Consider the following 24,173-nt stretch of genomic DNA (forward strand, 5'->3'; position numbering starts at 1 on the left):
CGATTGATTTAAACAATATCAATCAATCGATTGATTGTCAATTTTTGGATTGTGTTTAAAGGACAACTTTCCCTCGATTCCTGCCGAAGAATGACTTCCATTGCAACTGATTTGCACAGAAAAATCAGGTCATATGCCACAGGCAATTGCGTTAAATGACATAGTTTTAAACGTAATCCTCCCCCTACACCTCCCCTCAACAACCTTACAGCCGAGCACTATTGGAATTGGACGGCTTTATGCGTTTATTGGCACACAGCTTGCGGCAGTTTCCGTCTTTCGTTCACAAAAATCCGGAGCTTGTCGCTTGTCCGTCATCGCCATAAAGCACGATCAGATAGCCGAATTATTTCTGACTCATAAAGAAGCCATCGTCGATTTTTTGCTGCGCAAGGTAAAGTGCCCCGATGCCGCACAAGATTTGAGTCAGGAAACTTATTTGCGTTTGCTGGGCAAAGACAGTCTGACACACACCGACAATCTGCCCGGTTATCTGTTTCGTACCGCCGAACGCCTGTCGATAGACTTTATTCGCCACCATCAGCGTAGCAGTGCAAAAACCCAAGAATTGGACGACGAGCTGACTTGCCCGCTGATGCAACCGGAAGACTTTGCCATTCTTAGCCAACAATGCGAACGCCTGTTGCAGGCTATCGCCAGCCTGCCGCCGCAATGCCGACATATTTTGCTGCTGCGCAAGATCGACGAACTCACTTATGCCCAAATCGCCGGAAAACTGGGTATTTCCGAGAAAACGGTGCAACGCCAGTTGGTCAAGGCCATGTTGCACTGCCATCACATGCTAATCGGCACGCAGCACTAAACCGGCCAATCGATGACGGCGCCCAAGCTTTCGCAATCGCAAAAAATTCTTCAGCAAGCTGCGACGTGGTTCGTGGAGTTACAGTCTGAATCCTGTGATGAGCAGCGGCGTCAAGCATTCGCGCAATGGCTTCTGCAAAATCCAGCGCATCAGACCGCTTACGACGACATCGCCAGCCTTTGGGGCAATCTGGACGAGCTAAAAACCGCTGAGGTCGCCGGCTTGAATACCGCGCGCTCCGCAAGGCCCCGCGTCTGGCGAAACGGCAAAATGTTAACCATTAGCCTGCTGCTTGCCACCGTGTTGACCGGCGCATGGCTAGACTTCAAGGCACCTAGCAGAGTTTACCAAACAGGCATAGGCGAACGGCAAACCGTGCAACTGGCCGACGGTTCCCAACTGCAATTGAATACCGATACACAACTGCGCGTACGTCTGTCCTGGTGGCGCCGCGAGATCGAGTTGCAGCAAGGCGAAGCCATGTTCAACGTCGCCCATCAGGCCTGGCACCCGTTTACCGTACATACCGGCAATCTACAGATTAAAGACATCGGCACCGTGTTTAACGTGCGGCATGATAATCACGGCACCGCAGTATCGGTCTTGGAAGGCGAAGTTGCCCTACATGCCGGCCGCAGCTGGTTTGGCGAAAATTTACCCGCCGGCTTCAGCCGCAAAATAGATGCAGGCGGCCACTGGCAAAAACCCGAAAAAACCAATACCAAGCAAGTGGCGGCGTGGATCAACGGCCAACTGTTGTTCGACCACACCCCGCTGACCGAAGTCGTCGCGGAATTGGAGCGTTATCACGCCGTGCGTTTTGCGTTTGCCGATCCTGCCTTGGCCAAGCAAACCCTGAGCGGCAGTTTCAATAGCGCCGATCTCAAGCCGTTTCTGCAGGCCCTGGAAAAAATCCTGCCTATCCGCGTGCAGCGCCAAAAACAAACCGTCGTGCTTTACAGCCGCTAACAAACAGGTGTTCGCGTTTGGGTTAAAAAAATATTCCCCAAACCTGTCCAGTTTGACCTGTCTGCTTCGTTAATGGGGTATGGCGAGTCAAAAAATATTGCCACCCACGACTAACAGGAGACGATCATGGATTGCAAACTTAACACCACACCCGCGAAAAAACCGCGCCGACAGGCGCCCCTGCTGGCGTTGGCCCTAGCCGCTTCAATCGACGCAAGCGCGGCAGGCAGCACCAGCGCAAGCATAGACCTTCCCGCACAGCCGCTGGCAGCTACCTTGGAGAACTTGGCAAAGTCCACCAATACCAAATTGATCTATGCCGACTCGATGGTGCAAGGCTTGCAAGCCCAGCCGCTGAAGGGCCAATACACCGTACAACAGGCGCTAGAAAAAGTGTTAAGTCAGAATGGCTTACAGTACGAGCAAGTAGGCGAAGGCGTCATTGCGGTTAAAAAAGTCCCCGCGCCAAAACCACAAGCCGTTAAGGACGATTCGACTTTCGAGCTGGGTGCGGTCACAGTGAGTGATCAAACCGAGAGCATGAAATTAACCAGCAAGGACATTGCTACTTCGGTGGACATCATGTACGCCGATAAAATCGCCGACCAAAACGTATTAACGGCCTACGATTTGTTCCACCGCATGCCTGGCGTTCAAGTGACCCAATTCGGCCAAGGCATCACCACCGGCAAAATGTCGTTTCGCGGTTTCAATGGCGAAGGCCGGGTTAACGCGGTCAAATTATTGATCGACGGCGTGCCTAGCAACACCAACAGCGGCGACACCTATTTTATCGACTCGCTGTTTCCGCTCGACATCGAGTCCATCGAAGTGGTGCGGGGTACCAACGACGCCCGCTACGGCCTGCACTCCTTCGCCGGCAACATCAGCATGAACACCACCACCGGCGGCAACTACGCTAAGGCCAGAGCCAGTTTTGGCAGTTTCAATACCCACGACATCCAATCCGGTCTGGGCTATGAAAAAGACGGTTTCTCGCAGAACTATCAAATTTCCTACCGCGCCAGCGACGGCTACCGCGACCATAGCGACACCGACAAAAACAGCTTTTCCGGCAAATGGTTCTATACGCCTGACAACCAAAAATACAAAATAGGTTTGATCGCCCGCTGGAGCGAAGCCGGCGCCCAAGAACCCGGTTATATGACATACCAGGAACAGTTACTCAATCAAACCCAAACCTTCACCCGAAACGCCACTGACGGCGGTAAACGCACGGTTGGCCAGGTCAGCACCCACTTGGACGTCAACCTCAGCCCGACCTTATTCTGGTCGTCCAAGGTCTACGGCACTTTATTCGACGACCAGCGTTATGTCACCTATGGCCCTGGCGCAGCACAGCAAGAACGCGACCGCGACGAAATTCAGTACGGCGCGATGACCTCGCTGACCTACCATCCGGTCATCAGTTGGCTGGACGACTTTTCGCTGGAAACCGGCTTCGACTTCCAGCAACAAGAAAACAAATATCTGCGTTATCTAACCGATAGCAGGGTTCGCCGTAGCAGCGGTTTGCGTAACGACGAAAAGTGGGATTTCTTGAATTACGGCGGCTACATCCAGGCAATCATCAAGCCTTTCAAATGGTTGAAACTGACGCCAGGTTACCGTGCCGATATCGTCGACGGCAGCTTCTTCAGCTATCGCCCCGGCTCAGCGTTCGGCTCCTACCCCCTTAACGACTACGGTACGATTTCGCAACCCAAAATAGGCGCGGTGATTACGCCGATCGAAGGCTACAGCCTTTATGGCAACTGGGGCCGCACCTTCCAGGTCGGCCTGGGCCAAGCCACCTTCATCGGCCGCAACCAAGCCAATATTGGCCCGTCGTTGAATGACGGTTGGGAAGTGGGTGTCAAGCTGAAACCGGTCGATTGGGCCGAGGGCCGGGTCGCCTACTGGTCGCAAAAAGCCAGCAACGAAATTAGCCGCGACCTGGCCAGCGTGGAGTCGAGCCAAATAGGACCCACACTGCGCCAAGGCGTGGACATTGAAGTCAAGGTGTATCCCACCGATAAAGTCGGGGTTTGGGCTGCCTACTCTTTACAGGAAGCTAAAGTCACCAATCCGCCGGCGGTTTCGGCTGGCACTATGGAATACGTCGCCGGCAATCAGGTGGTCAATACCCCGAATTATTTGTTCTCGGCCGGCATCGACTACCAAATCCTGCCGCAATTGCGTTCTTCGCTATGGACCAGCGGCCAAGGCGACTACTTTGTCGATCAAGCCAATCAGCGCGGCCAATACGGCGAATACGCCCTACTCAACCTGGATTTAGGCTACCAGGTGACCAAGGAAGTGGAATTGCAATTTCAAGCTAAAAACCTGACCGACGTTCGCCGGGAATATGTTTGGTATTCCGAATCATTCGGTGCCACCGCCCAACCGTTCTTCTCGCCGGGCGACGGCATTGCCTTCTACGGCGCCGTCAACGTCAAGTTCGACTACTAAGCTCGTATCACCATGAAATCGACGGCCAACAAGAAGCAGGCTAGGCGCCAATTCTGGCTGGCCGTACATTTATACCTCGGGCTGTCGTTGGGCTTGATCATCGCCCTGGTCGGCCTGACCGGCAGCCTGTTGGTGTTTTATATCGATCTGGACGAGTGGCTGAATCCACAGTTGATCATTTCCGAATCCAGCGCCCAGCGGCAAAGCTACGAGGATATTTTTCAAGCCCTACGTCGCGCGGAGCCTACGCGGCAACGCGGCTGGCGGCTGGAAATTCCCGACGATCCACAGCGTGCCATCACCGCCCGCTACTATAAACCGCAAGAAACCGAGCATCACGGCTTTGCGCCGCTGATGCTGTCGGTCGATCCGTATACCGGCTCGGTACTCGCCAATCGTTTCTGGGGCGAATTTGCGATGACCTGGCTCTACGACTTGCATTACAAGCTGCTACTGGATAATCCCGGCAAAATTTTGATGGCCATCGTCGGCGGCTTGTTGCTGATGTCCTTGATCAGCGGCGTCTATCTGTGGTGGCCTCCACTACACAAATTAAAGAGCGCTTTGAGCCTAAAGCGCCATGCCAGCCGCGAACGCCTAAATTACGATTTACATAAACTGGCGGGCGTCTACAGCCTGATTGTGATGCTGGTATTGGCAGTCACCGGAGTAGCCTTGGAGATTCCGCAATACGTCAATCCGATACTGGGCTATTTCTCGCCCTTGCAGGCATCGCCCGCGCCAAAATCGGCCACCACCGAAAATAATCCGGCGCGCATCAGCCTGGATCAAGCCGCCGCGGTCGGCCAAGCCCGGTTTCTGCAGGCGCGCCTGTGTTGGATAGAGACACCGCACGACGCCAATGGCAGCTACCGCATCAATCTGCGCCAGGCTGGCGAGCCCAGTCAGCGCTTTCCCAAAACCAACGTCTGGGTCGATCAATATTCCGGCCAGGTGTTGGCGGTCAGCAATCCGGACGAACTTGGCGGCTCGGACACAATCATCAACTGGCTGCATCCGCTACATACCGGAGAGGCGTTTGGTTTGATCGGGCAATTGCTGGTGTTGGTTGCCGGCTTGCTCTGCCCGCTACTATTCATCACCGGCGTGATACGCTGGCTGCAAAAACGCCGCGGCCGGCAACTGCGTCCTCGGCACCAGCAATCGGCAAAAAACTCGCCCCTACCGCCCGCCTTACAGAATCGATAAGCTCGTTATTGCCTAGTTGACAGCCAATCGCTCAACTTGTCTGTCAACGCCTACGTATTTGCAGCAAATCCGCTCGACTCATCTAAAATCTGCATGATTACTTGATCTGTTTCGGTGCTGTCTGCCGTAAATAATCGCTGCCTAATTCTTAATTTTATTTGGCCCATAGCTCATGTCTCACAGTAATTCCGCCTCAGCCATCATTTATGCGTTCGCCGCTAATCTGGGTATCGCTTTGATCAAAACCGGCGCAGCAGTCTGGACCGGTTCCGGCTCGCTGCTGGCGGAAGCCATTCATTCCTTTGCCGATTGCGGCAATCAGGTCTTGCTGTTTATCGGCATGAAACGCTCCGCGCGGGCGGCAACCCAACACCACCCGATGGGCTATGGCCGGGAAGCATATGTCTGGTCGATGATGGTAGCGATTACGCTATTCTCGGTTGGCGGCTTGTTCTCTATCCACGAAGGTTGGTTGCGTTTTCACGAATCGCACACCGTGGAAAATGCCGGTATGGCTTTGGCGATACTGGCTATCGCCGTGGTTTTGGAAGGTTTTTCGTTGCGCGCGGCCTTGGGGGCGATGGCAAGCGAGCGTGGCGAACGGGGCATTTGGCAATGGTTTAAAGAAACGCAATCCAGCGAATTGATGGTGGTCATCGGCGAGGACTTGGCCGCGCTGATTGGTCTGGTGATAGCCGCGGCGATGCTGGGCTTGACTATGCTTACCGGTAATTCAATGTACGACGCAGTGGGCTCGATGTTGATTGGCGCCTTATTGGTCGTCGTAGCGGTGTTAGTCGGCCGGGAAGTGCATTCTTTGCTGCTCGGTGAGGCCGATGCGGGGATTCGCGATGCCGTTCGCGGCTATCTGGAAAAGCAAGGCTGCGTCAACCGCGTACTGAATATTTGGGCTATTAGCCACGGCAGCCAAGTGATGCTGGCCATTAAAGCCGAATTGCTGGCGGATTTAAGCGTGGGGGAAGCTGTTGAATTAATTAACGGAATGGAAAAACAGATCAAAACCGACCATCCCCGCATTAATTGGGTCTTTTTCGAAATCGATAATTCTGATTAAATAATATAGTCAAATGTTTAGGCCACATATCTGGAGCAAAGTAATAACTTGAGCACCCTACCCAAAACCCATTTAGCGTTACTTTCTCTAGCTTGCCTAATGCTGCAAAGCGCTCCTGCGGCCGCCAGATATGCGGCGATTGTCATCGACGCCGACACCGGCCGCGTGGTTCACGAAACCGAATCCACTCAACGCTGGTATCCCGCGTCATTGACTAAAGTCATGACTATCTATTTAACCCTGTCGGCATTGGAAAATGGCCGTCTGCGACTGACCGACACCGTGTTTGCATCAAAACACGCCGCCTCGCAACCGCCTTCCAAGCTGGGTTTGCGCACCGGCCAAAGTTTGACGGTGGAACAAGCCATCATGGCCGTCACCACCCGTTCCGCCAACGACGCGGCGGTCGTGCTGGCGGAAAAACTGGGCGGCACGGAAAGCAATTTTGCCGCGATGATGACCCAGCAAGCGCGTACGCTGGGCATGTACAACAGCTCGTTCGAAAACGCCAGCGGCTTGCCGGACGACGGGCAAATCAGCAGCGCCCGCGACCTGGCCTTGTTATCTGCTGCGTTGATTCGCGATTTCCCGCAACATTATCATTATTTTTCGGCGACGGAATTTAACTACAAAGGCCGGGTAATGCCCAATACCAACCGCATCCTGAAAAGCTATCCGGATGCCGACGGCCTGAAAACCGGTTTTACCTGCGGCTCCGGCTACAACCTGATCGCCTCGGCCAAACGCAACGGCCACCGCTTGATCGGCGTGTTACTGGGCGCACACAGTAGCGGCGAACGCTTCGAACAAATGGGTAATTTATTGGACATGGGCTTTGCCAATAGTGAAAAAGGCCTGTTCGGCGAGCACATTTCGCAATTGAAGGATTACAGCGCCCTGCCGCCACCGTTTCAATTGTCGTCCAATCGCTGTGCCGGCAGTGCGGAACAAATGGGGGCCGACTCCGGCAGCAGCCGATATGAACCGATTCATATCAACGCGCCTTACAACAGTCGCCGCGAAAAACTCACGCAATTGGCGCAAGCCAAACCGCAAAGCCGCGGCAATGTCTGGACCGTCAGCATGGGAAGTTTTCCCAGAAAAATCGACGCCGATGTCAATCTACAGCGCGCGCGCAATGCTCTTGGCCCGTTAGCAAAAACCGGGCGTGCGGGCATCGTCAAAACCAAAGTCAAAAACGCCACATCTTGGCGGGCGCAATGGACCGGTTTACAGCAAGACGACAGTCAGGATTTTTGTCGACGGTTGCGCGCCAAACATATGGATTGCAGCGCCTCGCCGCAACCTCGAACCAGCTTGGCAACAGCATCCAACCCGACGAAGCAGCTTCGCCGCGTCAGCCATCGCAAGTCGTAATTGATAAGTCAGTAATGGGGCGGACGCTCATCGACCGCCCCCGCTTGTCGCTCATCCAGCGCCAGGCTTTTGATCTTGTCGTGCAGCAACTTACAGGTTTCCTCCAGTTTGCCGATTTGCTTTTGCTGGTCTGCCACCACTTGGTTCAACGCCTGAATCAAATCTTCCTGATACGCTTGTTTGATCTCCAATTCGATGAATCTTTCTTCGCTCATGGCTCCCGCCGCTGACTATGTAAATTTGCCATTCTAATCGAAAATCCCGACAGTTTTGCCGCATGCACTCGCACAGCTTCTATAAACTCGCTATCATTGATAAGTCATCAACATAGCGAGGATGCAACTATGGCAACTATTACAGATCCGGTCATTGGCCGCTGGTATAAAGACCTGGAAAGTAATCTTACCTTCAAGGTGGTAGCGATTGAGGGTAACGACGAATCGGTGGAAGTTCAGTTCGCCAACGGCGATCTGGGCGAATACGACAATGAATCCTGGTACGGTTCCACTATCGATTACATCGAAGATCCGGAAGACTGGAGCGCGCCGTTCGACGAGTTGGAAGCCGACGACCTGGGCTACACAGACCCCGATAGACACGCCCGCCCGGATGCGGAAGATTTGGACATTAGCGATTTGCTGGACTGAGATAATTTATGAGAATGACCCCGCAACAATTTCTGGACTGGGAATCCAAGAGTATCACCCTGCTGGCCATGTCCGGCGCCGGCAAAACCACCCTCTCGGCCAAGTTACCCAGGGATAAATGGTTTCATTATTCCGGCGATTACCGTATCGGCACCAAATACCTGGAAGAACCGATTCTGGATAACATCAAACAGCAAGCGATGGGCGTGCCGTTTTTGCGCGATTTGCTGAAATCCGACTCGATTTATATTTGCAGCAATATCACCGTGGAAAACCTGGCACCGGTGTCCAGCTTTCTGGGCAAAATCGGCGATCCGGCTAAAGGCGGCCTGTCGCAAGCGGAATTCAAACGCCGCCAGGCGCTGCATCATCAAGCCGAAATCGCAGCGATGAACGACGTGCCGGACTTTATCCACAAAGCCGAGGACATCTACGGCTACAAACATTTCATCAACGACGCCGGCGGTAGCGTTTGCGAATTGGATTGCCCGGAAGTCCTGGAAAACCTGGCCAAACACACGCTGATCGTCTACATCAAAATTCCGCCGGCCTTGGAACAGACCATCATCGACCGCGCCAAAAAAGACCCCAAACCCCTGTATTACCGCCCGGAATTCGTCGATGAAAAATTGGACCAATTCATGAGTGAGCGCGGTTACAGTTCTACCGATCAGATTCCACCGGACGAATTCGTCAGCTGGGTATTTCCGGAGCTGTTCAAAGCCAGGGTACCGCGCTACGAAGCGATTGCCGCCCAGTACGGCTACACCATCAGTGCCGACGAAACCGCTAAAGTCAATAACGAAGACGACTTTATCCGTCTGATTGCCGAGGCGATTGCCCGGCAACAATCTTGAGACCGTTCTTGTAATGCCGCTAGTTGCCCATACTGCTTTACCCACTTTTCAGCGTCTGCACGAAGAAGGCGAAGAAATTCTCAGCCCGGATCGCGCCAGTCACCAATCGATTAGAGAGTTGCACATCGGCTTGTTGAATATCATGCCGGACGCGGCGCTGGAAGCCACGGAACGCCAGTTTTTCCGCTTGGTCGGCGCTTGCAATCAGATTGCCCAGTTTCATGTGCATCCGTTTACGATTGCGGGCCTGGAAAGAAGCCCGCAAGCCCTGGCACATATCCAGCAATATTACGAATCCTTCGAGCAAATCAGACAAGACGGCCTGGATGCCTTGATTATCAGCGGTGCCAATGTCACCCACGACCATTTGCAGGAGGAAGATTTTTGGCGGCCGTTAACCGAAGTGTTCGAATGGGCCACGCAAAACGTCACCTCGGTACTGTGTTCGTGCCTGGCCACCCATGCCTTTATTCAGCATTGTTACGGTGTGGAGCGCACGCGCCTGCCGGCCAAGCGTTGGGGCGTGTTTTCGCATAAAGTGGTCGATAGGCAGCATCCCCTGGTGGCGGAAATCAACACCCGCTTCGATGTGCCGCATTCGCGTTTTAACGAAGTGTTTCAGCGCGACATGGAAACACACGGACTGAAAGTCCTGGTGGCCAGCGAATCCGCCGGTGTGCATCTGGCCGTTAGTCCGGACGGATTTCGCGTCGTCTTCTTCCAGGGTCATCCGGAGTACGACGATATTAGCCTGCTTAAAGAATACAAGCGCGAAGTACTGCGTTATTACAACGGCGAGCGCGACGACTACCCACCCTACCCCGAGCATTATTTCGATAACGAAGTGCAACAGCTACTGGCCGAGTACACAGAACACGTGAAAGAAGCCAAGCTTGGTAACTGCCCACTGCAAGCCATGCCTGAGCAACAAATCATCGAGCACTTGGACATCACCTGGCGGGATTCCGCTAAAGCCGTGTTTAATAACTGGCTGGGGAAGGTTTATCAGATCACCAACGAAGACCGCCGATTGCCGTTCATGGACGGTATTAATCCTGATAATCCGCTGGATTTGTAATGCACGAAGGCTTTCTAAACCAAGCCATCGCACTAGCCTGCGATAACATCGACCAAGGTGGCGGGCCGTTCGGCGCGATTGTCGTTAGAGACGGCGAAATTATTGCCGCCAGCGGGAATCGGGTGACGCCGGATCTGGACCCGACCGCTCACGCCGAAATCGTCGCCATTCGGCTGGCTTGTCAAAAACTAGGCGATTTTCAATTAAGCGATTGCACGCTCTACACGAGTTGCGAGCCTTGCCCGATGTGCTTGGGTGCCATCTATTGGGCAAGACTGCAAGCCGTTTACTTTGCTTGCGACCGTTTCGACGCCGCTAAAGCCGGGTTCGACGACGGTTTTATTTACACCGAAATCGACAAACCCGCCCTGCAACGCCGGATCGTCATGCAGCAACTCTCGCTCGACTCGGCCAATCGCCCCTTCCAAATGTGGCGGATCAAAACAGATAAAATTCGCTACTGAGCCGCCGCCGGCTGTTCCGCCGGTTTAGCGGTTGCCTCACCTTTAATTTTAAGCAACCAGCCATCCTGACCCAAACAGCCGCTCTCCAATTTGCTTTCTGCGGATTTAGCGGTGACATGCACACGGGCAAATCCCGGCGTCAATGGCGGCAATTTCGCGGTCACAAAGTAAAAGGTCTTTTTATCCACCACATTGACTTTCATTTTTTCGCCACGCGCTTCGGCGGTCACGGTCAATGGATCGGCATTGTGGGAGATATGAAAAGAGATTTCCGTGCCCGCATCGACCTCGGCTTTTTGTTCAGGCACAAAATCCCGGAATTTAGGCCTTTTACACTCTTTCAAGCGCTCTTCTTCTTCCGGCGATAAAGCCAGGGCCGCCGTTGAAAACACCATAGCACCCAGCAAGCACGCACCTCTCCAGCGATTTGACAATTTCATGACTAGCTACCCTCTTGTTGTTATTGTAATGTTGGAAACGCCGGTCAATGCGGCGCATCCTTTAAAATACCAGCACTTTGAACTTTAATCAGTTTTCTTGCTTTGTTCAATCTTTGCGCCTTTTACCCACCGGGCTTACGGTTTTAAACTTCTACCCTATCGCCGTCGAGAACATGTAAAATCGCCGCCTTTCCCTTTCTCATTCACAGACATGACGAACTTCAGAGGCACCACCATTCTTTCCGTCAGACGCGGCGACAAAGTCGTGATCGGCGGCGATGGCCAAGTCACCCTGGGCAACACCGTGATGAAGGGCAATGCCCGTAAAGTCAGACGCCTGTACCACGACAAAGTGATTGCCGGTTTCGCCGGCGCCACCGCCGATGCGTTTACCTTATTCGAACATTTCGAAGGCAAGCTGGAAAAACATCGCGGCAATCTGACCCGTGCCGCCGTGGAAATGGCCAAAGACTGGCGCACCGACCGCGCCCTGCGCAAGCTGGAAGCGTTATTGATCATTGCCGACAGTAAAACCTCGCTGGTGATTTCCGGCACCGGCGACGTCATCGAACCGGAATACGACTTTATCGCCATCGGCTCCGGCGGCGCCTTTGCGCAAAGTGCTGCGCGCGCCTTACTGGAAAACACCGAACTCAGCGCCCGCGAAATCGTCGAGAAATCGCTAGGCATTGCCGCCGATATTTGCATTTACACCAACCACAATCTGCGCATCGAAGAATTAGACGCCGAACCCCAACCGGCACAAGAGTAAAACCATGAGTCAAATGACCCCGAGAGAAATCGTCAGCGAACTGGACAAACACATCGTCGGCCAAGCCGCCGCCAAACGCTCCGTCGCAATAGCCCTGCGTAACCGCTGGCGCCGCAGCCAGGTGGCTGCGGAACTGCGCGATGAAATCACCCCAAAAAATATTCTAATGATAGGCCCCACCGGCGTCGGTAAAACCGAAATCGCCCGCCGTCTGGCCCGACTCGCTAACGCGCCGTTTATTAAAATCGAAGCGACCAAATTTACCGAAGTGGGTTATGTCGGCCGCGACGTGGAATCGATTATTCGCGACTTGATCGATAGCGCCGTGAAAACCACCCGCATTTCGGCGATGGAACGTGTGCAAAACCGTGCCGCCGATGCTGCCGAAGAAAAAGTGCTGGATATATTACTGCCACGCGCCGAAGGCGGCATGCTCTCGGAATCCGAGGAATCCACCCGGCAGAAAATGCGCAAAAAACTGCGCGAAGGCGATTTGAACGACAAAGAAATTCAAGTAGACGTTGCCGCGCCGGCAGTGGGTGTGGAAATCATGGCGCCGCCGGGCATGGAAGAAATGACCAGCCAGTTGCAAGGCATGTTTCAAAACCTGGGTAGCGGCCGCACCAAAACCCGCAAATTAAAAATTAAAGATGCCTTGAAACAGTTGCAGGAAGAAGAAGCCGGCAAACTGGTCAACGAAGAAGAAATCAAGCAAGCCGCGCTGGAAGCCGTAGAGCAACATGGCATCGTGTTTCTGGACGAGATCGACAAGATCTGCAAACGCGCGGAAATGGGCGGCGGCGAAGTGTCCCGCGAAGGCGTGCAGCGCGATTTATTGCCGTTAGTTGAAGGCAGCACCGTCACCACCAAATACGGCATGATCAAGACCGATCATATTCTATTTATCGCCTCCGGCGCGTTTCATTTGACCAAGCCGTCGGACTTGATTCCGGAATTGCAAGGCCGCTTTCCAATCAGGGTCGAGTTGAACGCCTTGAGCGCGGACGATTTCGTGCAGATTTTGACCGAGCCGGACGCCTCGCTGACCGAGCAATATCAGGCACTCTTGAAAACCGAAGGCGTAGACGTACAATTTACCGCCGACGGTATTCAGCGCATTGCCGAACTGGGCTGGCAAGTCAATGAAAAGACCGAAAATATTGGCGCCCGCCGTTTGCACACCATTCTGGAAAAACTGCTGGAAGACATTTCCTTCAATGCGCCGGACCTGGCCGAAAAATCCATTACCATCGATGCCGCTTACGTGGACTCGCACCTGATGGAACTGGCCGATGATGAAGACCTTAGCCGCTACATTCTGTAATTATGCGCGTCAAAATCACCCCCACTCAGCGTGTACCGACCGAAATCAAGCTGCACAAGGTTTCGGCCATCCTGGAAATTCATTTCGACGACGAGAGCATTTACGAGCTGCCCAGCGAATATCTGCGTGTGTTTACCCAATCGGCAGAAGCGGTTGGTCATGGCCCCGGCCAGGAAACCCTGCAAATCGGCAAGGAAGACGTGACCATTACCGACATCCAGCCGGTGGGCAATTACGCCATCAAACTGGTGTTCAGCGACGGCCACGACACCGGCATTTACAGCTGGGATTTACTGTATAAATTGGGTTCGGAATTTCCGTTGCTTTGGTCGCAGTATCTTGAAACCCTGAAAGCCGCCGGCCTCAGCCGCCGCTCGCCCATCCATAATTAAACGACATCATGACAAACGACAATACCACCCATTTTGGTTTCAAACAGGTTCCTAAACAGGAAAAAGTGGCGCTGGTGCGCGGCGTGTTCGACTCGGTCGCCAGCCAGTACGACGTCATGAACGATCTCATGTCGATGGGTATCCACCGCATCTGGAAACGAGTGGCCGTGCAACTGGCGAATGTTCGTGAAGGCGACAGCGTGCTGGACTTGGCGGGCGGCACCGGCGATTTGACCAAACTCTACGAAAAGCGCGTCGGCAAATCCGGCCAGGTGATACTGGCGGACATCAACGCCGCGATGCTGCGCACCGGCCGCGACCGGCTGATCGACCACGGTTTGAGCGGCAACATTCGTTACGCCCAAGTCAACGCCGAATGCCTGCCTTTTGCCGACAACACTTTTGATTGCGTGACCATCGGCTTTGGCTTGCGCAACGTCACCGACAAGGACGCCGCCTTACGCTCCATGTACCGCGTGTTAAAACCCGGTGGCCGCGTCATCGTCCTGGAATTTTCCCACCCTATCGACCCGATCACCGAAAAAGTCTACGACTTTTATTCCTTCAATCTGCTGCCCAAAATCGGTGCCGTGGTAGCCAAGGACGAAGACAGCTACCGTTATCTGGCCGAATCGATCCGCATGCATCCCAAGCAGGACGAACTCAAGCAAATGATGGAAAACGCCGGCCTGGAGCGTTGCGAGTATTTCAACATGACGCAAGGTATCGTTGCCGTACACCGGGGCTATAAATTTTAAGCTCCCGTTCGCCGGTCGTGAAAGCGGAGAATTGCCAATGGCACTAAAACCAGCTCAGCATTACATCAGTGAAGCCGAATACTTGGCCGGCGAAATGATCAGCGACACCAAGCATGAATTGATCGATGGCGAAGTTTACGCAATGGCGGGCGCCAGCCGTAACCATCAAAGATTAGCCGGGAATGTTTTCACGACTTTCGCCCAACATCTGCGAGGCACGCCGTGCGAGACGTTCATGGCTGACATAAAAGTCAAAGCCGAAAACAACTTTTTCTATCCCGATGTGATGGTAGTCTGCGCCGACGAAAACGGCGACGAGTACTACACCGAAAAGCCAACCATTATCGTCGAAGTGCTATCCAAAGCCACCCGACGCATGGACAAATCCACCAAACTGGCGGCCTATAAGGCCTTGCCGAGCTTGCAAGAATATGTACTGATCGAACAGGATTTTGTCGACGTCGAAATCTTACGCCGCTCGACCCACTGGCTATCGGAACATTACTTCCTTGGTGACAGCCTCACCCTGGAATCAATAGACTTAACCGTGACAGTCAGCGATTTATACCAACGAGTCAATAACGAAGACATGCAAGAGTTTCTGCAACAACAGCAAGCACAGGCGAGTGATGTCGAGCAGCGTTAAGTCCCTATTAATCTCCGCGCTGGAAACCGCACTGAATCGTTATTTAGCGCTGGACGATCAAATCGAACAGTATCTAACGCCAATCGCCGGCAAAGTCATCGCCCTGCATGTGACGTCTTTTGACAGCAGCCTGTATCTTTGCCCTACTGCGCAAGGCATGCAAATTCTGGAAAGTTATCCGGGAACCGCCGATGCCACGTTGAGTGGCTCTCTAACCGCTTTGGGCTTGATGGGTTTAAGCGCCACACCGATGCGCTCATTGTTCAAAGGCGAAGTCCGCATCGACGGCGACACCCAAGTCGCGCGCCGCCTGCAACGTCTGTTTGAAAAACTGGACATCAACCTGGAAAGCAAAATCGCCCGTTATACCGGCGACGCCTTTGCTCAACGCTTGGGCCAGTTGTTCCGCGGCAGCCGCGACTGGACGCAACACACCTTGACCACCTTTCGCCTCAACTTGGAGGAATTCCTGCAAGAAGAAACTCGTGAGCTGCCGGCCAAATCGGAAGCCGAGTTATTTTTCCGCGACATCGACACTTGCCGCAGCGACTGCGACCGCCTTGATGCCCGCCTCGCCCGCCTGGAAGCCGCAATCCAAACTACATCCGCGCCTCAATAACAAGGACCTGCCCCGTGATTCGCCCGAAAATTCTGATGCGCCTCATCCATATCAACTGGGTGATGATGTTCCATGGCCTGGACGAAATCGTCTTAAAAACTCATTTGTTCCGGCCCATCCGTTACATCGCGTTCTTGTCGCCAAATTATTGGACCAGCAACTCCCGCGAACCGCGCGGCGCCCGCATCCGTAAAACCCTGGAAGACCTGGGGCCGATTTACGTCAAATTCGGCCAAACCCTGTCCACCCGCAAGGATTTACTGCCGGAAGACATCGCCGAAGAACTGGTCAAACTGCAAGACAAGGTGCCGCCGTTTTCCGCCGAAACTGCCCGCAAAATCATTGAGCAACAGCTGGGGCAATCGATAGAAGAGGCCTTCGCAGAGTTCGATCCGCAACCGCTAGCCTCGGCGTCGGTTGCGCAAGTACACACCGCCACGCTGCACACCGGCGAAAAAGTCATCGTTAAAGTCTTGCGGCCGGACATCGAAGACAAGATTCATTCCGACGTCGGCTTGCTGTACGAACTGGCGCGCTTGGCGGAACGCTTCTGGAGCGATGCCCGCCGACTGCGGGCGATGGAAATCGTTGCCGAGTTCGAAAAAACCATTCTCGATGAACTGGATCTGGTGCGGGAAGCCTCCAACGCCAGCGCCATCCGCGCCAATTTCAAGAACTCCGAGATGCTCTACATCCCGGAAATTCATTGGCCGCTGACCCGCCGCAAAGTGTTGGTGATGGAACGCATCTACGGCATTCCGGTCGGCGACATCGACGCCCTGCGTAAAGGCAATGCCGATTTCAAAAAGCTGGCCGAGCGCGGCGTGGAAATCTTTTTCACCCAAGTCTTCCGCGACAACTTTTTCCACGCCGACATGCATCCGGGCAATATTTTCGTGCAATTGCCTGACAAATACCTGGCGGTGGACTTTGGCATCGTCGGCAGCCTTTCCAGCTCGGATCAACGCTATCTGGCCGAAAACTTCCTGGCCTTCTTCAACCACGACTACCGGAAAGTCGCACAAATGCACATCGAATCCGGCTGGGTGCCCGCCACAACGCGGGTAGAAGAGTTCGAAGCGGCTATCCGCAGCGTCTGCGAACCGATTTTTGAAAAACCGTTGAAAGACATTTCCTTCGGTTTGTTGCTGCTAAGACTGTTCCAAACCGCCCGCCGCTTCGACATGGTGGTGCAGCCGCAATTGGTATTGCTGCAAAAAACCCTGCTCAACATCGAAGGCCTGGGCCGCCAGCTTTATCCGGACCTGGACTTGTGGCAAACCGCCAAACCCTTCCTGGAAAACTGGTTCAAGGAGCGCGTCGGTCCCGGCAAAAAGATCAAGGAGCTCTTCGCCAAATTCCCGGAAATCACCGAGCAAATCCCGGAAGTCCCCGGCCTGGTATTCCAAGCCCTGCAAAGCGCCGCGCACATGCAGCAGCAACTTCAGCAGCAGCAAAAAGACATGCTGGAGCTACGTAAGCAACTTAAACGCAACAATACCCGGACTTTGCGGGCTATTCTCAGTGCGGCGGTGTTGATTGCGGCGGCGATAGTGATGCAGTCGCCGTTGTTGGGGGGGTGAGTTGCCGCTTATCCCTGCGGAAGCATCTGATGGGTAATTTGCAAGACAGGGACGATAGACAAAAGGAAATATGCATTAATAAACATATATTTATCGGGAGAATATATGATATGTGGTAGATATACAGTTAACCATCAAATTACTTGTTAGAGGCTAAACATCTCGTGTCGCATATCCCTCTCCCTTTTCTGAGCTTCGCTGCTGATATCTTGGCCGATACCAGCCGAGGCTTGAGTGGAAACGAAGTTGTGAAATCCTTTAACGCTTACGCTGTCGAGTACAACATCAATATTCCTCATGCGGCGTATCCGTTTGAGGCCCCAAACAAGCGAACGGCGCTGCTAGAAAATCTGAAGTGTTTCCCTCCCCCTCTTCAGTTCAAAATTATTAGAGAGTTGTGTGATCACCGAATCTTCTCCAACAAGCAATACGACGAGCTGAAATCACTAAAGGTAAAGCTAGTCTCCCAATTCGCGCACCTCGCACCAAAAGACGAATTTTCTAAGCTTAACGAGACACTCACCGAAGAAACGCGCCACTGGCTCGACAGCTTCCCTAATGCACTAGAGTTGTACTTGCAGGCAATTCAAAAATACAAACACGGAATCTTTAGCAGAAACTTGCTTGATGATCTCCGACTCAGTTTGGAACTATTGCTGAAATGTGTTTTTAAAAACGATAAGTCTCTCGAAAATCAGCTCGGCAATGTCGGTAGTTTCGTCAATGAGGCCGGAGGTTCGAAAGAATTCTCGAATATGTTCTCGAAGCTGATCGACTACTACGCGAAATACCAAAACACATACATCAAACACGATGACGCTGTGGTGGAGGAAGAAATCGAGTTCGTGTTTGAAATTTCATCATCTTTTATGCGCCACATAATTCGGCTTCATGCAAAGTCACCAAGCCTATAACATAGCGATCAACCTCCCTCCATTCGGTCGCTGGACGCTAAGAGGTAAAGGCGCGCAGCCCTTAGGGCGCATTAGCGACAGCGCAATGCGCCGAATGAACATCACATGGCGCAATAGCCGTTGGTTTTTATGCCCACCCGTTTAATAGGCTTTCGTGTTTGGTGTCGCTAACGCGACGGCTGATTTTAATGTCGGGTCTCGGCCCGACAGCCGAGTAACTTTTCTTTGTTTGGCCAAAGAAAAGTCACCAAAAGAAACGCCACCCGGATGCCGCTTATTCCCTGCGCTCCTCGCTTTTGAACGGGGTTGCCGAAAGGGGCTTCCTGCCCCTTCGGCAACGCGCCGCATCCCTGCGGCGCCCCTAACGGGCTGATCCGCTCAAAAGCTCCGGTGCTCGGCGCGGCATACGGGGAGAAAACCATCCCGGTTATCGGTGGGCTTTCGAGAGACCGTAGGGCGCATTAGCTTTAGCGTAATGCGCCGAATGAATCGACACACGGCGCAATGCCCGTTGGTTATTGCGCCCTACGAGCTGTTCGAACACATGTTGGCAATCCCTTAATCACTCTGGGCGTGTGCTACCTCGCAAATGGTCCAAACGATGTTTCGCATACCCCTCGTTCCTCCGAATACGCTTCGCTATTCGCAGCTACGCCACTGATTTTTCACCGCGAGGAGAAACCCGGCTAGCCATTTTCGATGGCTTGGAAGACAGTCATAAGGAAATACATTCTATAAAACATAGGCTTATTGCAGCCAGATCGGATTCGTGCTAGATGTGCAGTTAACTATCTAATTCTTTGTTGGGCATCAAAATGGAAAATGTTTCAATGCACTCACAAGTCACAGCAATCGGATTTGTCGAAGCCGTTCGGCCTCATGCGGAAGATGATTTTTGGGGAGGAGAGGAAGCGTGTATTGCGCTGACGTCGGAATTTACTTTTGAGGCATTGCAAGGGATTTCTGATTTTTCCCATGTCGAAGTACTGTTTCTTTTCCATGAAGTCGAGCCATCAAAAATTGTCAAGGGCGCGCGCCACCCTCGGAACAATAGCGCGTGGCCAGCCGTAGGCATCTTCGCGCAACGTGGTAAGAATCGGCCAAACCGCATCGGCAGCACGATCTGCCGTGTGATTCGTGTGGAAGGGGCGAAGCTTTTCGTCGCTGAATTGGATGCCATCAATGGCACGCCAGTGCTCGACATCAAACCCGTCATGGTTGAGTTCCTGCCACGCCAGGAAGTTCATCAGCCCGTCTGGTCATATGAACTCATGCGTGACTATTGGCTGCACAAGTAGCCCGTAGGGCGCATTAGTTTCTGCGCAATGCGCCGAATGAATCGACACACGGCGCAATGCCCGTTGGTTATTGCGCCCTACGAGCTACTCCCCTAAATCCCAAAGAATCGTCAAATCCCTTTAAACGCGCGACGGGGTTTCCCCGTATGCCGCGCCGAGCACCCGGGCTTTTGGTGGGAATAGCCCGAAGGGGTGCGGCAGGGATGCCGCACGTTGGCGAAGGGGCAGGAAGCCCCTTTCGCCAACCCCCGCCAAAAGCTCTGGAGCGCAGGAAACAAGCGGCATCCGGGTGGCTTTTCTTTTGGTGACTTTTCTTTGGCCAAACAAAGAAAAGTTACTCGGCTGTCGGGCCGAGACCCGACATTAAAAACAACCGTCGCGTTAGCGACACCAAAAGCCCTCCCAGACTTGCCTCGATACAGACTTTTAAGTGCAATTTCCCCCAGTTTGAATTAGCATCGTCCGACCATTTCCTTGAAGCGCCAGCACCTTGTACCAGCAATACTTCAATTTCAGCGAATTGCCATTTTCGATCTCGCCTGACCCGCACTTCATGTTCATGAGCGAGCGACATCAGGAAGGCTTGGCGCATTTGCTGTACGGCATCAATCAGGGCGGAGGATTCGTCGCTTTGACTGGCGACGTGGGCACCGGCAAGACCACGCTATGCCATTGTCTGCTGCAGCAATTGCCTGACAATGTGGATATTGCCTTAATTTTGAACCCTAAATTAACGGCACAGGAATTACTGGCGACGATCTGCGACGAATTGGGCATCAGCCATGCCGGTTTCGCGGCCAAACAGCTGATCGACGCCATCAATCAATACCTGCTGGCCGCTTATGCGCAAGGCCGGCGCACGGTATTGTTGATCGACGAAGCCCAGAACCTCAGCTTGGACGTATTGGAGCAAATTCGCTTGCTGACCAATCTGGAAACCAGCAAAGCCAAGCTATTACAGATCATCTTGGTCGGACAGCCGGAGCTGAATGCGCTGCTGGCCCGCCAAGATTTGCGCCAGCTCAATCAACGCATCACCGCCCGCTATCATTTGCTGCCGTTGTCGCTGGACGAGACCCGAGCTTATATTCGCCATCGATTGCGGGTCTGCAAGGGCAACCATCGGCTGTTCAATCCAGCGGCCATCCGCAAGATTTACCAGTATTCGCAAGGCGTGCCGCGCCTGATCAACATTCTGTGCGACCGGGCCTTGTTAGGCGCTTACGCCACCAATGCGCGGGAAATCAACCCGGTGATTATTCGCCGAGCGGCGCAGGAAGTGTTGGGATCGGTAACAGCCAAACGCCGCTGGTATAGCGTAACCGCAGCGATTTTGGCGGGCGGCGCTTGGGCGGGACTGCAGTTTTGGCATCCGCCGATGCCGGTTGTTAAACAGGCCAAACCGACTATTGCCCAACAACCCGTCGTCCCGGCAGCGCCCATCCCCGTTGCCAAGCCGGTCAGCTTTGCCGATCAGCTGGATCAGGCCGGCCTCAGCTTTCCCGAAGCCGTGGCCGAGTCGCTGAATACTTGGCAACTATCCATACCCCCAGGCCGAACAGCGGATTGTGCGACGGTAGCGGCTCTGGGTTTGAATTGCTTATTCGGCAAGGGCAATTGGCAAGAACTGCTGACCTTAAACCGGCCGGCGATTTTGGCTTTTTCCGACCCGACCGGCGGCAAACGCTATGTATTGTTGACCGGTGTTGACCAGGATTCGGCAATCATCCACTTAAAGGACACCGTCAACATCCCACTCGCGGAGCTTTTAACCCTCTGGGACGGCAATTATTTGCTGCTGTGGCGGCCGCCGCATCCAGGGATCACGGAAATCGCTCCCCCGCAGCAATCCGCAGCAGTGCTCTGGCTGCGCGAACGGTTAAGTAAAATCACCGGCAAACCTGCTGGGGACATGGCTTCCCGAGTTTTCGATGAAACGCTGAAAGCCGAATTGTCTACTTTCCAACGCCGGCAACATCTGACGCCCGACGGCATAGCCGGCGCCCGCACCCTGATCCATCTGGATAATCAAAGCGGCGCCTCTGCTGCGCCCCATTTGGCAATCACTACTCGCTAGGCTTGTTGATATGTCTTATATCTTGAATGCATTGCGCAAATCCGAACGAGAACGCCAAGCCATTCAGCCCGACTCGGTGACCAGCCGCATCGCTATCGAGCAAATGCCGGAACGACACGGCCTGACTAAGTTCATCGTGGCGCTGGTCCTGTTGAATTTGGCGATTCTGGTCTATTTTCTGGGCATCGCGCCGCAGGCACCCGCAGACAAAGTGCAGCCCCTGGCCAATATCGAAGAAGCGGCGCCGTTGATCGCGAAAGCAAATCCACAATTGCAGGCCGATAGTCCACCGAAACCGGCAAAGCTTGCCCCCACCCCTAAAACTGAGCCGCCTCGCAATCCGACGTCGGCAGCCGAGAAACTCGCCGCTAACACAAAACAAGCGGTTGAGCCGGTCGAGCGGGTTAAACCGGCCGTTGCGCCAGCGCAGCCCGTTAAGCCCTTACCGACGCTAACCACCGCAGCAACGCCGGCCAGCAAGCCGACAGCCGAGATAGAACGACAATCTAAACTTGTTCCGCAACGCATCGAGGAACCCAGTGAACAAGCCGTAGCGAAAAAACCGGAGCCAGTCGCGCTAGCAAGGCCACAAAACGACTTGCCCACTTTACAAGACTTGCCCCCAGACGTGCGCCAGTCGCTGCCGGCACTACCGATTAATGTAATTAGCTATTCACCCACACCGGCGGAGCGTTTCGTGATGATAGACATGGTCAAATACGTGCCCGGCCAGACGATCAAAGACCTGTTGGAACTGAAGGAAATAGTGGAGGACGGGATCATCGTCCGTTATCAGGGCCGGGTGTTCAAGATCAAACGCTAATAGCGGCTGACGGCATGCCTATCGGCTTCCGCCCAGCCCATTGGAATTTGTTGCAGCCAAATTCAAAAACTATATTTGGCTGAAAACTGCACGCGCTGCAACACGCCGTCCCGCCCATCGATCAGCTCGCGCGTCGCATAAGTATATTCCACGCCGAACATGGCCTGACTGACCGGGCTCCACAGCAAATTGGCATGCACGGATTGCACCTGGCGGCTCAGCACCGTATTCGCGTAACTGGGGTAATCCGCCTGCGCAAAACCATAAGTGACATTAGACCGCCATTGCTTATCCCACCAATGCTGGTAAGACAACATCCCGCCGTAGGCATTGACCAGCTCGATAGCGCCGTGTTGATCCAGCGCCGCGTCGGCGAAGGTGTTATTGGTGGACACGTAGCGCCCGTCGCCTTTGCCGTAATGCGCCATAAAGCGCATATTATCCAAACCGAAGGTACTTATCCGTCCGGCCAAGTTAACCCCGCCGCCCCACTCGGCTTGCCGATAACCCGTCGTGCCATGGGTATAGCGCAACTGCCTGCCGACCGCCGCCAAAGACACATTACCCCAATCCGGATTCAGGTTGAGCCTTGCCATCAAATCCGGATAACGATCAGCGTTGGGCGTCGTGTAATAACCCGCATCCAAATTGGGATTGGTACTTTTACTGGAAGAAGTCTCCAGCGCACTATCGACCCACAAACGGCTGCGCGGCGCCTCCAATGCCACTTGCCACTCCATCGGCGTATCCAGCCAATTAAACGGCTCGCTCCAGCGCACCAAGGGATCGCGCAGGCTCGCGACAGCGCCAGCAGAGCCACCCACATCCAACGTATCCGGCAATGCGGATACGTTGAGAAAGGTGGTCCAGGTTTGTCCGGCCAGGAAATGACCGATGGAGCCGTAAGCATGGCGCAAACGCGGCGTGTATGTGTACGTTGCCGGATCACCGTAAAAGTCAAACTCGATATAGGTGTTGATGTCGCCCCAGTCAGTCGTCGGGGTAAACGATTTGAACCACAAGCGGCTTTCTTTGCCGTGAAAAGTAATTTGCCCACGTTCACCGGCCGCACCCACCGGAATTTGCGCCATCGCCAGTTGCTGATCGCCCAGCCTGTCACGCCCAGCGCTGACGCTGTTAAACAAGGTGTCCATTTTCACGAACCCGCCCAAACCCACAGACGTGTCGGTACCGGGAATTTTAAACGTGCCTTTCACATCGCCAACCGTCACCGCCGGCTTCTCTTTGGCCTTATCGCTCACTGAAGCGGAACCGGTGCCGCCCGTCGCTACCGTTGTCGGTGACGCCGCCACCGCTTGCACCGAATTGCTGACCGGTGCCTTGCCGGCGGCAACTTGCTCGGCGCGGACATGCTGCAACTCCTGCTCCAGCTGTTCGATCCTGGCATTGGAACGCTCAACCTGACTCTGTAATTGAGTGACTTGCTGACTCAAGGCTTTCAGCAAAGCCTTGATGTCTTCGTCTGCCGCTTGCGCAGGATTGACTATCCAACAGTACAGCCACATGAGACATAATTGTAGAAATTTACTCATCCT

General features: G+C 53.8%; 24 protein-coding genes. 21 read left to right on the plus strand and 3 right to left on the minus strand.

The window, feature by feature from the left end; all coding sequences use genetic code 11:
- Window positions 1–307 precede the first annotated feature (307 nt).
- The 6 genes from ACMXD4_RS18115 (at window position 308) to ACMXD4_RS18140 (ending at window position 7,925) form a co-directional block, all read left to right on the plus strand.
- Window positions 308–823 (plus strand): RNA polymerase sigma factor, encoded by a 516-nt coding sequence (locus ACMXD4_RS18115; protein WP_415879009.1) that lies wholly within the window; start codon window positions 308–310, stop codon window positions 821–823.
- A gap of 12 nt (window positions 824–835) precedes the next feature.
- A complete protein-coding gene (locus ACMXD4_RS18120) occupies window positions 836–1,792 on the plus strand; it encodes a FecR family protein (RefSeq protein WP_415879010.1) in 957 nt (318 codons plus the stop codon).
- Window positions 1,793–1,918: 126 nt separating this feature from the next.
- Complete coding sequence (locus ACMXD4_RS18125; RefSeq protein ID WP_171694369.1) at window positions 1,919–4,264, plus strand: TonB-dependent receptor domain-containing protein; 2,346 nt, start codon at window positions 1,919–1,921, stop codon at window positions 4,262–4,264.
- 12 nt (window positions 4,265–4,276) lie between these two features.
- The gene (locus ACMXD4_RS18130) at window positions 4,277–5,473 is read left to right on the plus strand and encodes a PepSY-associated TM helix domain-containing protein (RefSeq protein WP_171694368.1); all 1,197 of its coding nucleotides are present in this window, start codon (window positions 4,277–4,279) and stop codon (window positions 5,471–5,473) included.
- Between the two features lie 172 nt (window positions 5,474–5,645).
- Entirely contained in the window at window positions 5,646–6,548 is a 903-nt protein-coding gene (locus ACMXD4_RS18135) for a cation diffusion facilitator family transporter (protein ID WP_171694367.1), read from the plus strand.
- Between the two features lie 48 nt (window positions 6,549–6,596).
- Complete coding sequence (locus ACMXD4_RS18140; RefSeq protein ID WP_253734364.1) at window positions 6,597–7,925, plus strand: D-alanyl-D-alanine carboxypeptidase family protein; 1,329 nt, start codon at window positions 6,597–6,599, stop codon at window positions 7,923–7,925.
- An 8-nt stretch (window positions 7,926–7,933) separates the two neighbouring features.
- Here the strand turns inward: ACMXD4_RS18140 and ACMXD4_RS18145 are convergent, their stop codons facing one another.
- Entirely contained in the window at window positions 7,934–8,140 is a 207-nt protein-coding gene (locus tag ACMXD4_RS18145) for a SlyX family protein (protein ID WP_033158397.1), read from the minus strand.
- A 129-nt stretch (window positions 8,141–8,269) separates the two neighbouring features.
- On the opposite strand from ACMXD4_RS18145, the gene ACMXD4_RS18150 reads away from it, so the two are divergent.
- The 4 genes from ACMXD4_RS18150 to ACMXD4_RS18165 are packed head-to-tail and all read left to right on the plus strand — an operon-like array spanning window position 8,270 to window position 10,971.
- Complete coding sequence (locus tag ACMXD4_RS18150) at window positions 8,270–8,572, plus strand: DUF6763 family protein (RefSeq protein WP_033158396.1); 303 nt, start codon at window positions 8,270–8,272, stop codon at window positions 8,570–8,572.
- Window positions 8,573–8,580: 8 nt separating this feature from the next.
- Window positions 8,581–9,429 (plus strand): ATPase, encoded by an 849-nt coding sequence (locus ACMXD4_RS18155; protein ID WP_033158395.1) that lies wholly within the window; start codon window positions 8,581–8,583, stop codon window positions 9,427–9,429.
- A gap of 13 nt (window positions 9,430–9,442) precedes the next feature.
- Window positions 9,443–10,507 carry a homoserine O-succinyltransferase MetA gene (gene metA, locus ACMXD4_RS18160; RefSeq protein WP_171694366.1) on the plus strand — a complete coding sequence of 355 codons (1,065 nt, stop codon included), beginning with the start codon at window positions 9,443–9,445 and terminating at the stop codon, window positions 10,505–10,507.
- Window positions 10,507–10,971, plus strand: coding sequence for a nucleoside deaminase (locus tag ACMXD4_RS18165; protein ID WP_171694365.1), 465 nt, complete (start codon window positions 10,507–10,509; stop codon window positions 10,969–10,971). The genes metA and ACMXD4_RS18165 overlap by 1 nt, the downstream gene beginning before the upstream one ends.
- On the opposite strand, the gene ACMXD4_RS18170 is transcribed toward ACMXD4_RS18165, so the two are convergent.
- Window positions 10,965–11,411: a hypothetical protein gene (locus ACMXD4_RS18170; RefSeq protein WP_415879011.1), complete on the minus strand. Its 447-nt coding sequence runs from the start codon at window positions 11,409–11,411 to the stop codon at window positions 10,965–10,967. The genes ACMXD4_RS18165 and ACMXD4_RS18170 overlap by 7 nt on opposite strands.
- Before the next feature lie 211 nt (window positions 11,412–11,622).
- Between ACMXD4_RS18170 and hslV the strand changes: the two genes are divergently transcribed.
- The 11 genes from hslV to ACMXD4_RS18225 all read left to right on the plus strand — a co-directional run bounded on the left by hslV (window position 11,623) and on the right by ACMXD4_RS18225 (window position 22,617).
- Window positions 11,623–12,183: an ATP-dependent protease subunit HslV gene (gene hslV, locus ACMXD4_RS18175; RefSeq protein WP_020483114.1), complete on the plus strand. Its 561-nt coding sequence runs from the start codon at window positions 11,623–11,625 to the stop codon at window positions 12,181–12,183.
- Window positions 12,184–12,187: 4 nt separating this feature from the next.
- Window positions 12,188–13,507, plus strand: coding sequence for an ATP-dependent protease ATPase subunit HslU (hslU, locus tag ACMXD4_RS18180; protein ID WP_415879012.1), 1,320 nt, complete (start codon window positions 12,188–12,190; stop codon window positions 13,505–13,507).
- A gap of 2 nt (window positions 13,508–13,509) precedes the next feature.
- A complete protein-coding gene (locus ACMXD4_RS18185; protein WP_171694362.1) occupies window positions 13,510–13,899 on the plus strand; it encodes a gamma-butyrobetaine hydroxylase-like domain-containing protein in 390 nt (129 codons plus the stop codon).
- A gap of 8 nt (window positions 13,900–13,907) precedes the next feature.
- Window positions 13,908–14,657, plus strand: a complete 750-nt coding sequence (gene ubiE, locus ACMXD4_RS18190; protein ID WP_415879013.1) for a bifunctional demethylmenaquinone methyltransferase/2-methoxy-6-polyprenyl-1,4-benzoquinol methylase UbiE — start codon at window positions 13,908–13,910, stop codon at window positions 14,655–14,657.
- A 37-nt stretch (window positions 14,658–14,694) separates the two neighbouring features.
- Window positions 14,695–15,303 (plus strand): Uma2 family endonuclease, encoded by a 609-nt coding sequence (locus ACMXD4_RS18195; protein WP_033158389.1) that lies wholly within the window; start codon window positions 14,695–14,697, stop codon window positions 15,301–15,303.
- A complete protein-coding gene (locus ACMXD4_RS18200; protein ID WP_415879014.1) occupies window positions 15,287–15,922 on the plus strand; it encodes an SCP2 domain-containing protein in 636 nt (211 codons plus the stop codon). The genes ACMXD4_RS18195 and ACMXD4_RS18200 overlap by 17 nt, the downstream gene beginning before the upstream one ends.
- A 14-nt stretch (window positions 15,923–15,936) precedes the next feature.
- Window positions 15,937–17,505 (plus strand): ubiquinone biosynthesis regulatory protein kinase UbiB, encoded by a 1,569-nt coding sequence (ubiB, locus tag ACMXD4_RS18205; RefSeq protein WP_415879015.1) that lies wholly within the window; start codon window positions 15,937–15,939, stop codon window positions 17,503–17,505.
- Window positions 17,506–17,669: 164 nt separating this feature from the next.
- Complete coding sequence (locus tag ACMXD4_RS18210) at window positions 17,670–18,419, plus strand: hypothetical protein (protein WP_033158386.1); 750 nt, start codon at window positions 17,670–17,672, stop codon at window positions 18,417–18,419.
- Between the two features lie 830 nt (window positions 18,420–19,249).
- The gene (locus ACMXD4_RS18215; RefSeq protein WP_415879016.1) at window positions 19,250–19,717 is read left to right on the plus strand and encodes an SAM-dependent methyltransferase; all 468 of its coding nucleotides are present in this window, start codon (window positions 19,250–19,252) and stop codon (window positions 19,715–19,717) included.
- 490 nt (window positions 19,718–20,207) lie between these two features.
- Entirely contained in the window at window positions 20,208–21,794 is a 1,587-nt protein-coding gene (locus tag ACMXD4_RS18220; RefSeq protein WP_415879017.1) for an AAA family ATPase, read from the plus strand.
- Window positions 21,795–21,804: 10 nt separating this feature from the next.
- Window positions 21,805–22,617 carry a general secretion pathway protein GspB gene (locus ACMXD4_RS18225; RefSeq protein WP_415879018.1) on the plus strand — a complete coding sequence of 271 codons (813 nt, stop codon included), beginning with the start codon at window positions 21,805–21,807 and terminating at the stop codon, window positions 22,615–22,617.
- Between the two features lie 62 nt (window positions 22,618–22,679).
- Here ACMXD4_RS18225 and ACMXD4_RS18230 read toward each other — a convergent pair whose 3' ends face one another.
- A complete protein-coding gene (locus ACMXD4_RS18230; RefSeq protein ID WP_415879019.1) occupies window positions 22,680–24,170 on the minus strand; it encodes a DcaP family trimeric outer membrane transporter in 1,491 nt (496 codons plus the stop codon).
- Window positions 24,171–24,173 lie beyond the last annotated feature (3 nt).

The sequence above is a fragment of the Methylomonas sp. TEB genome, assembly GCF_047777895.1.
Classification (GTDB): domain Bacteria; phylum Pseudomonadota; class Gammaproteobacteria; order Methylococcales; family Methylomonadaceae; genus Methylomonas.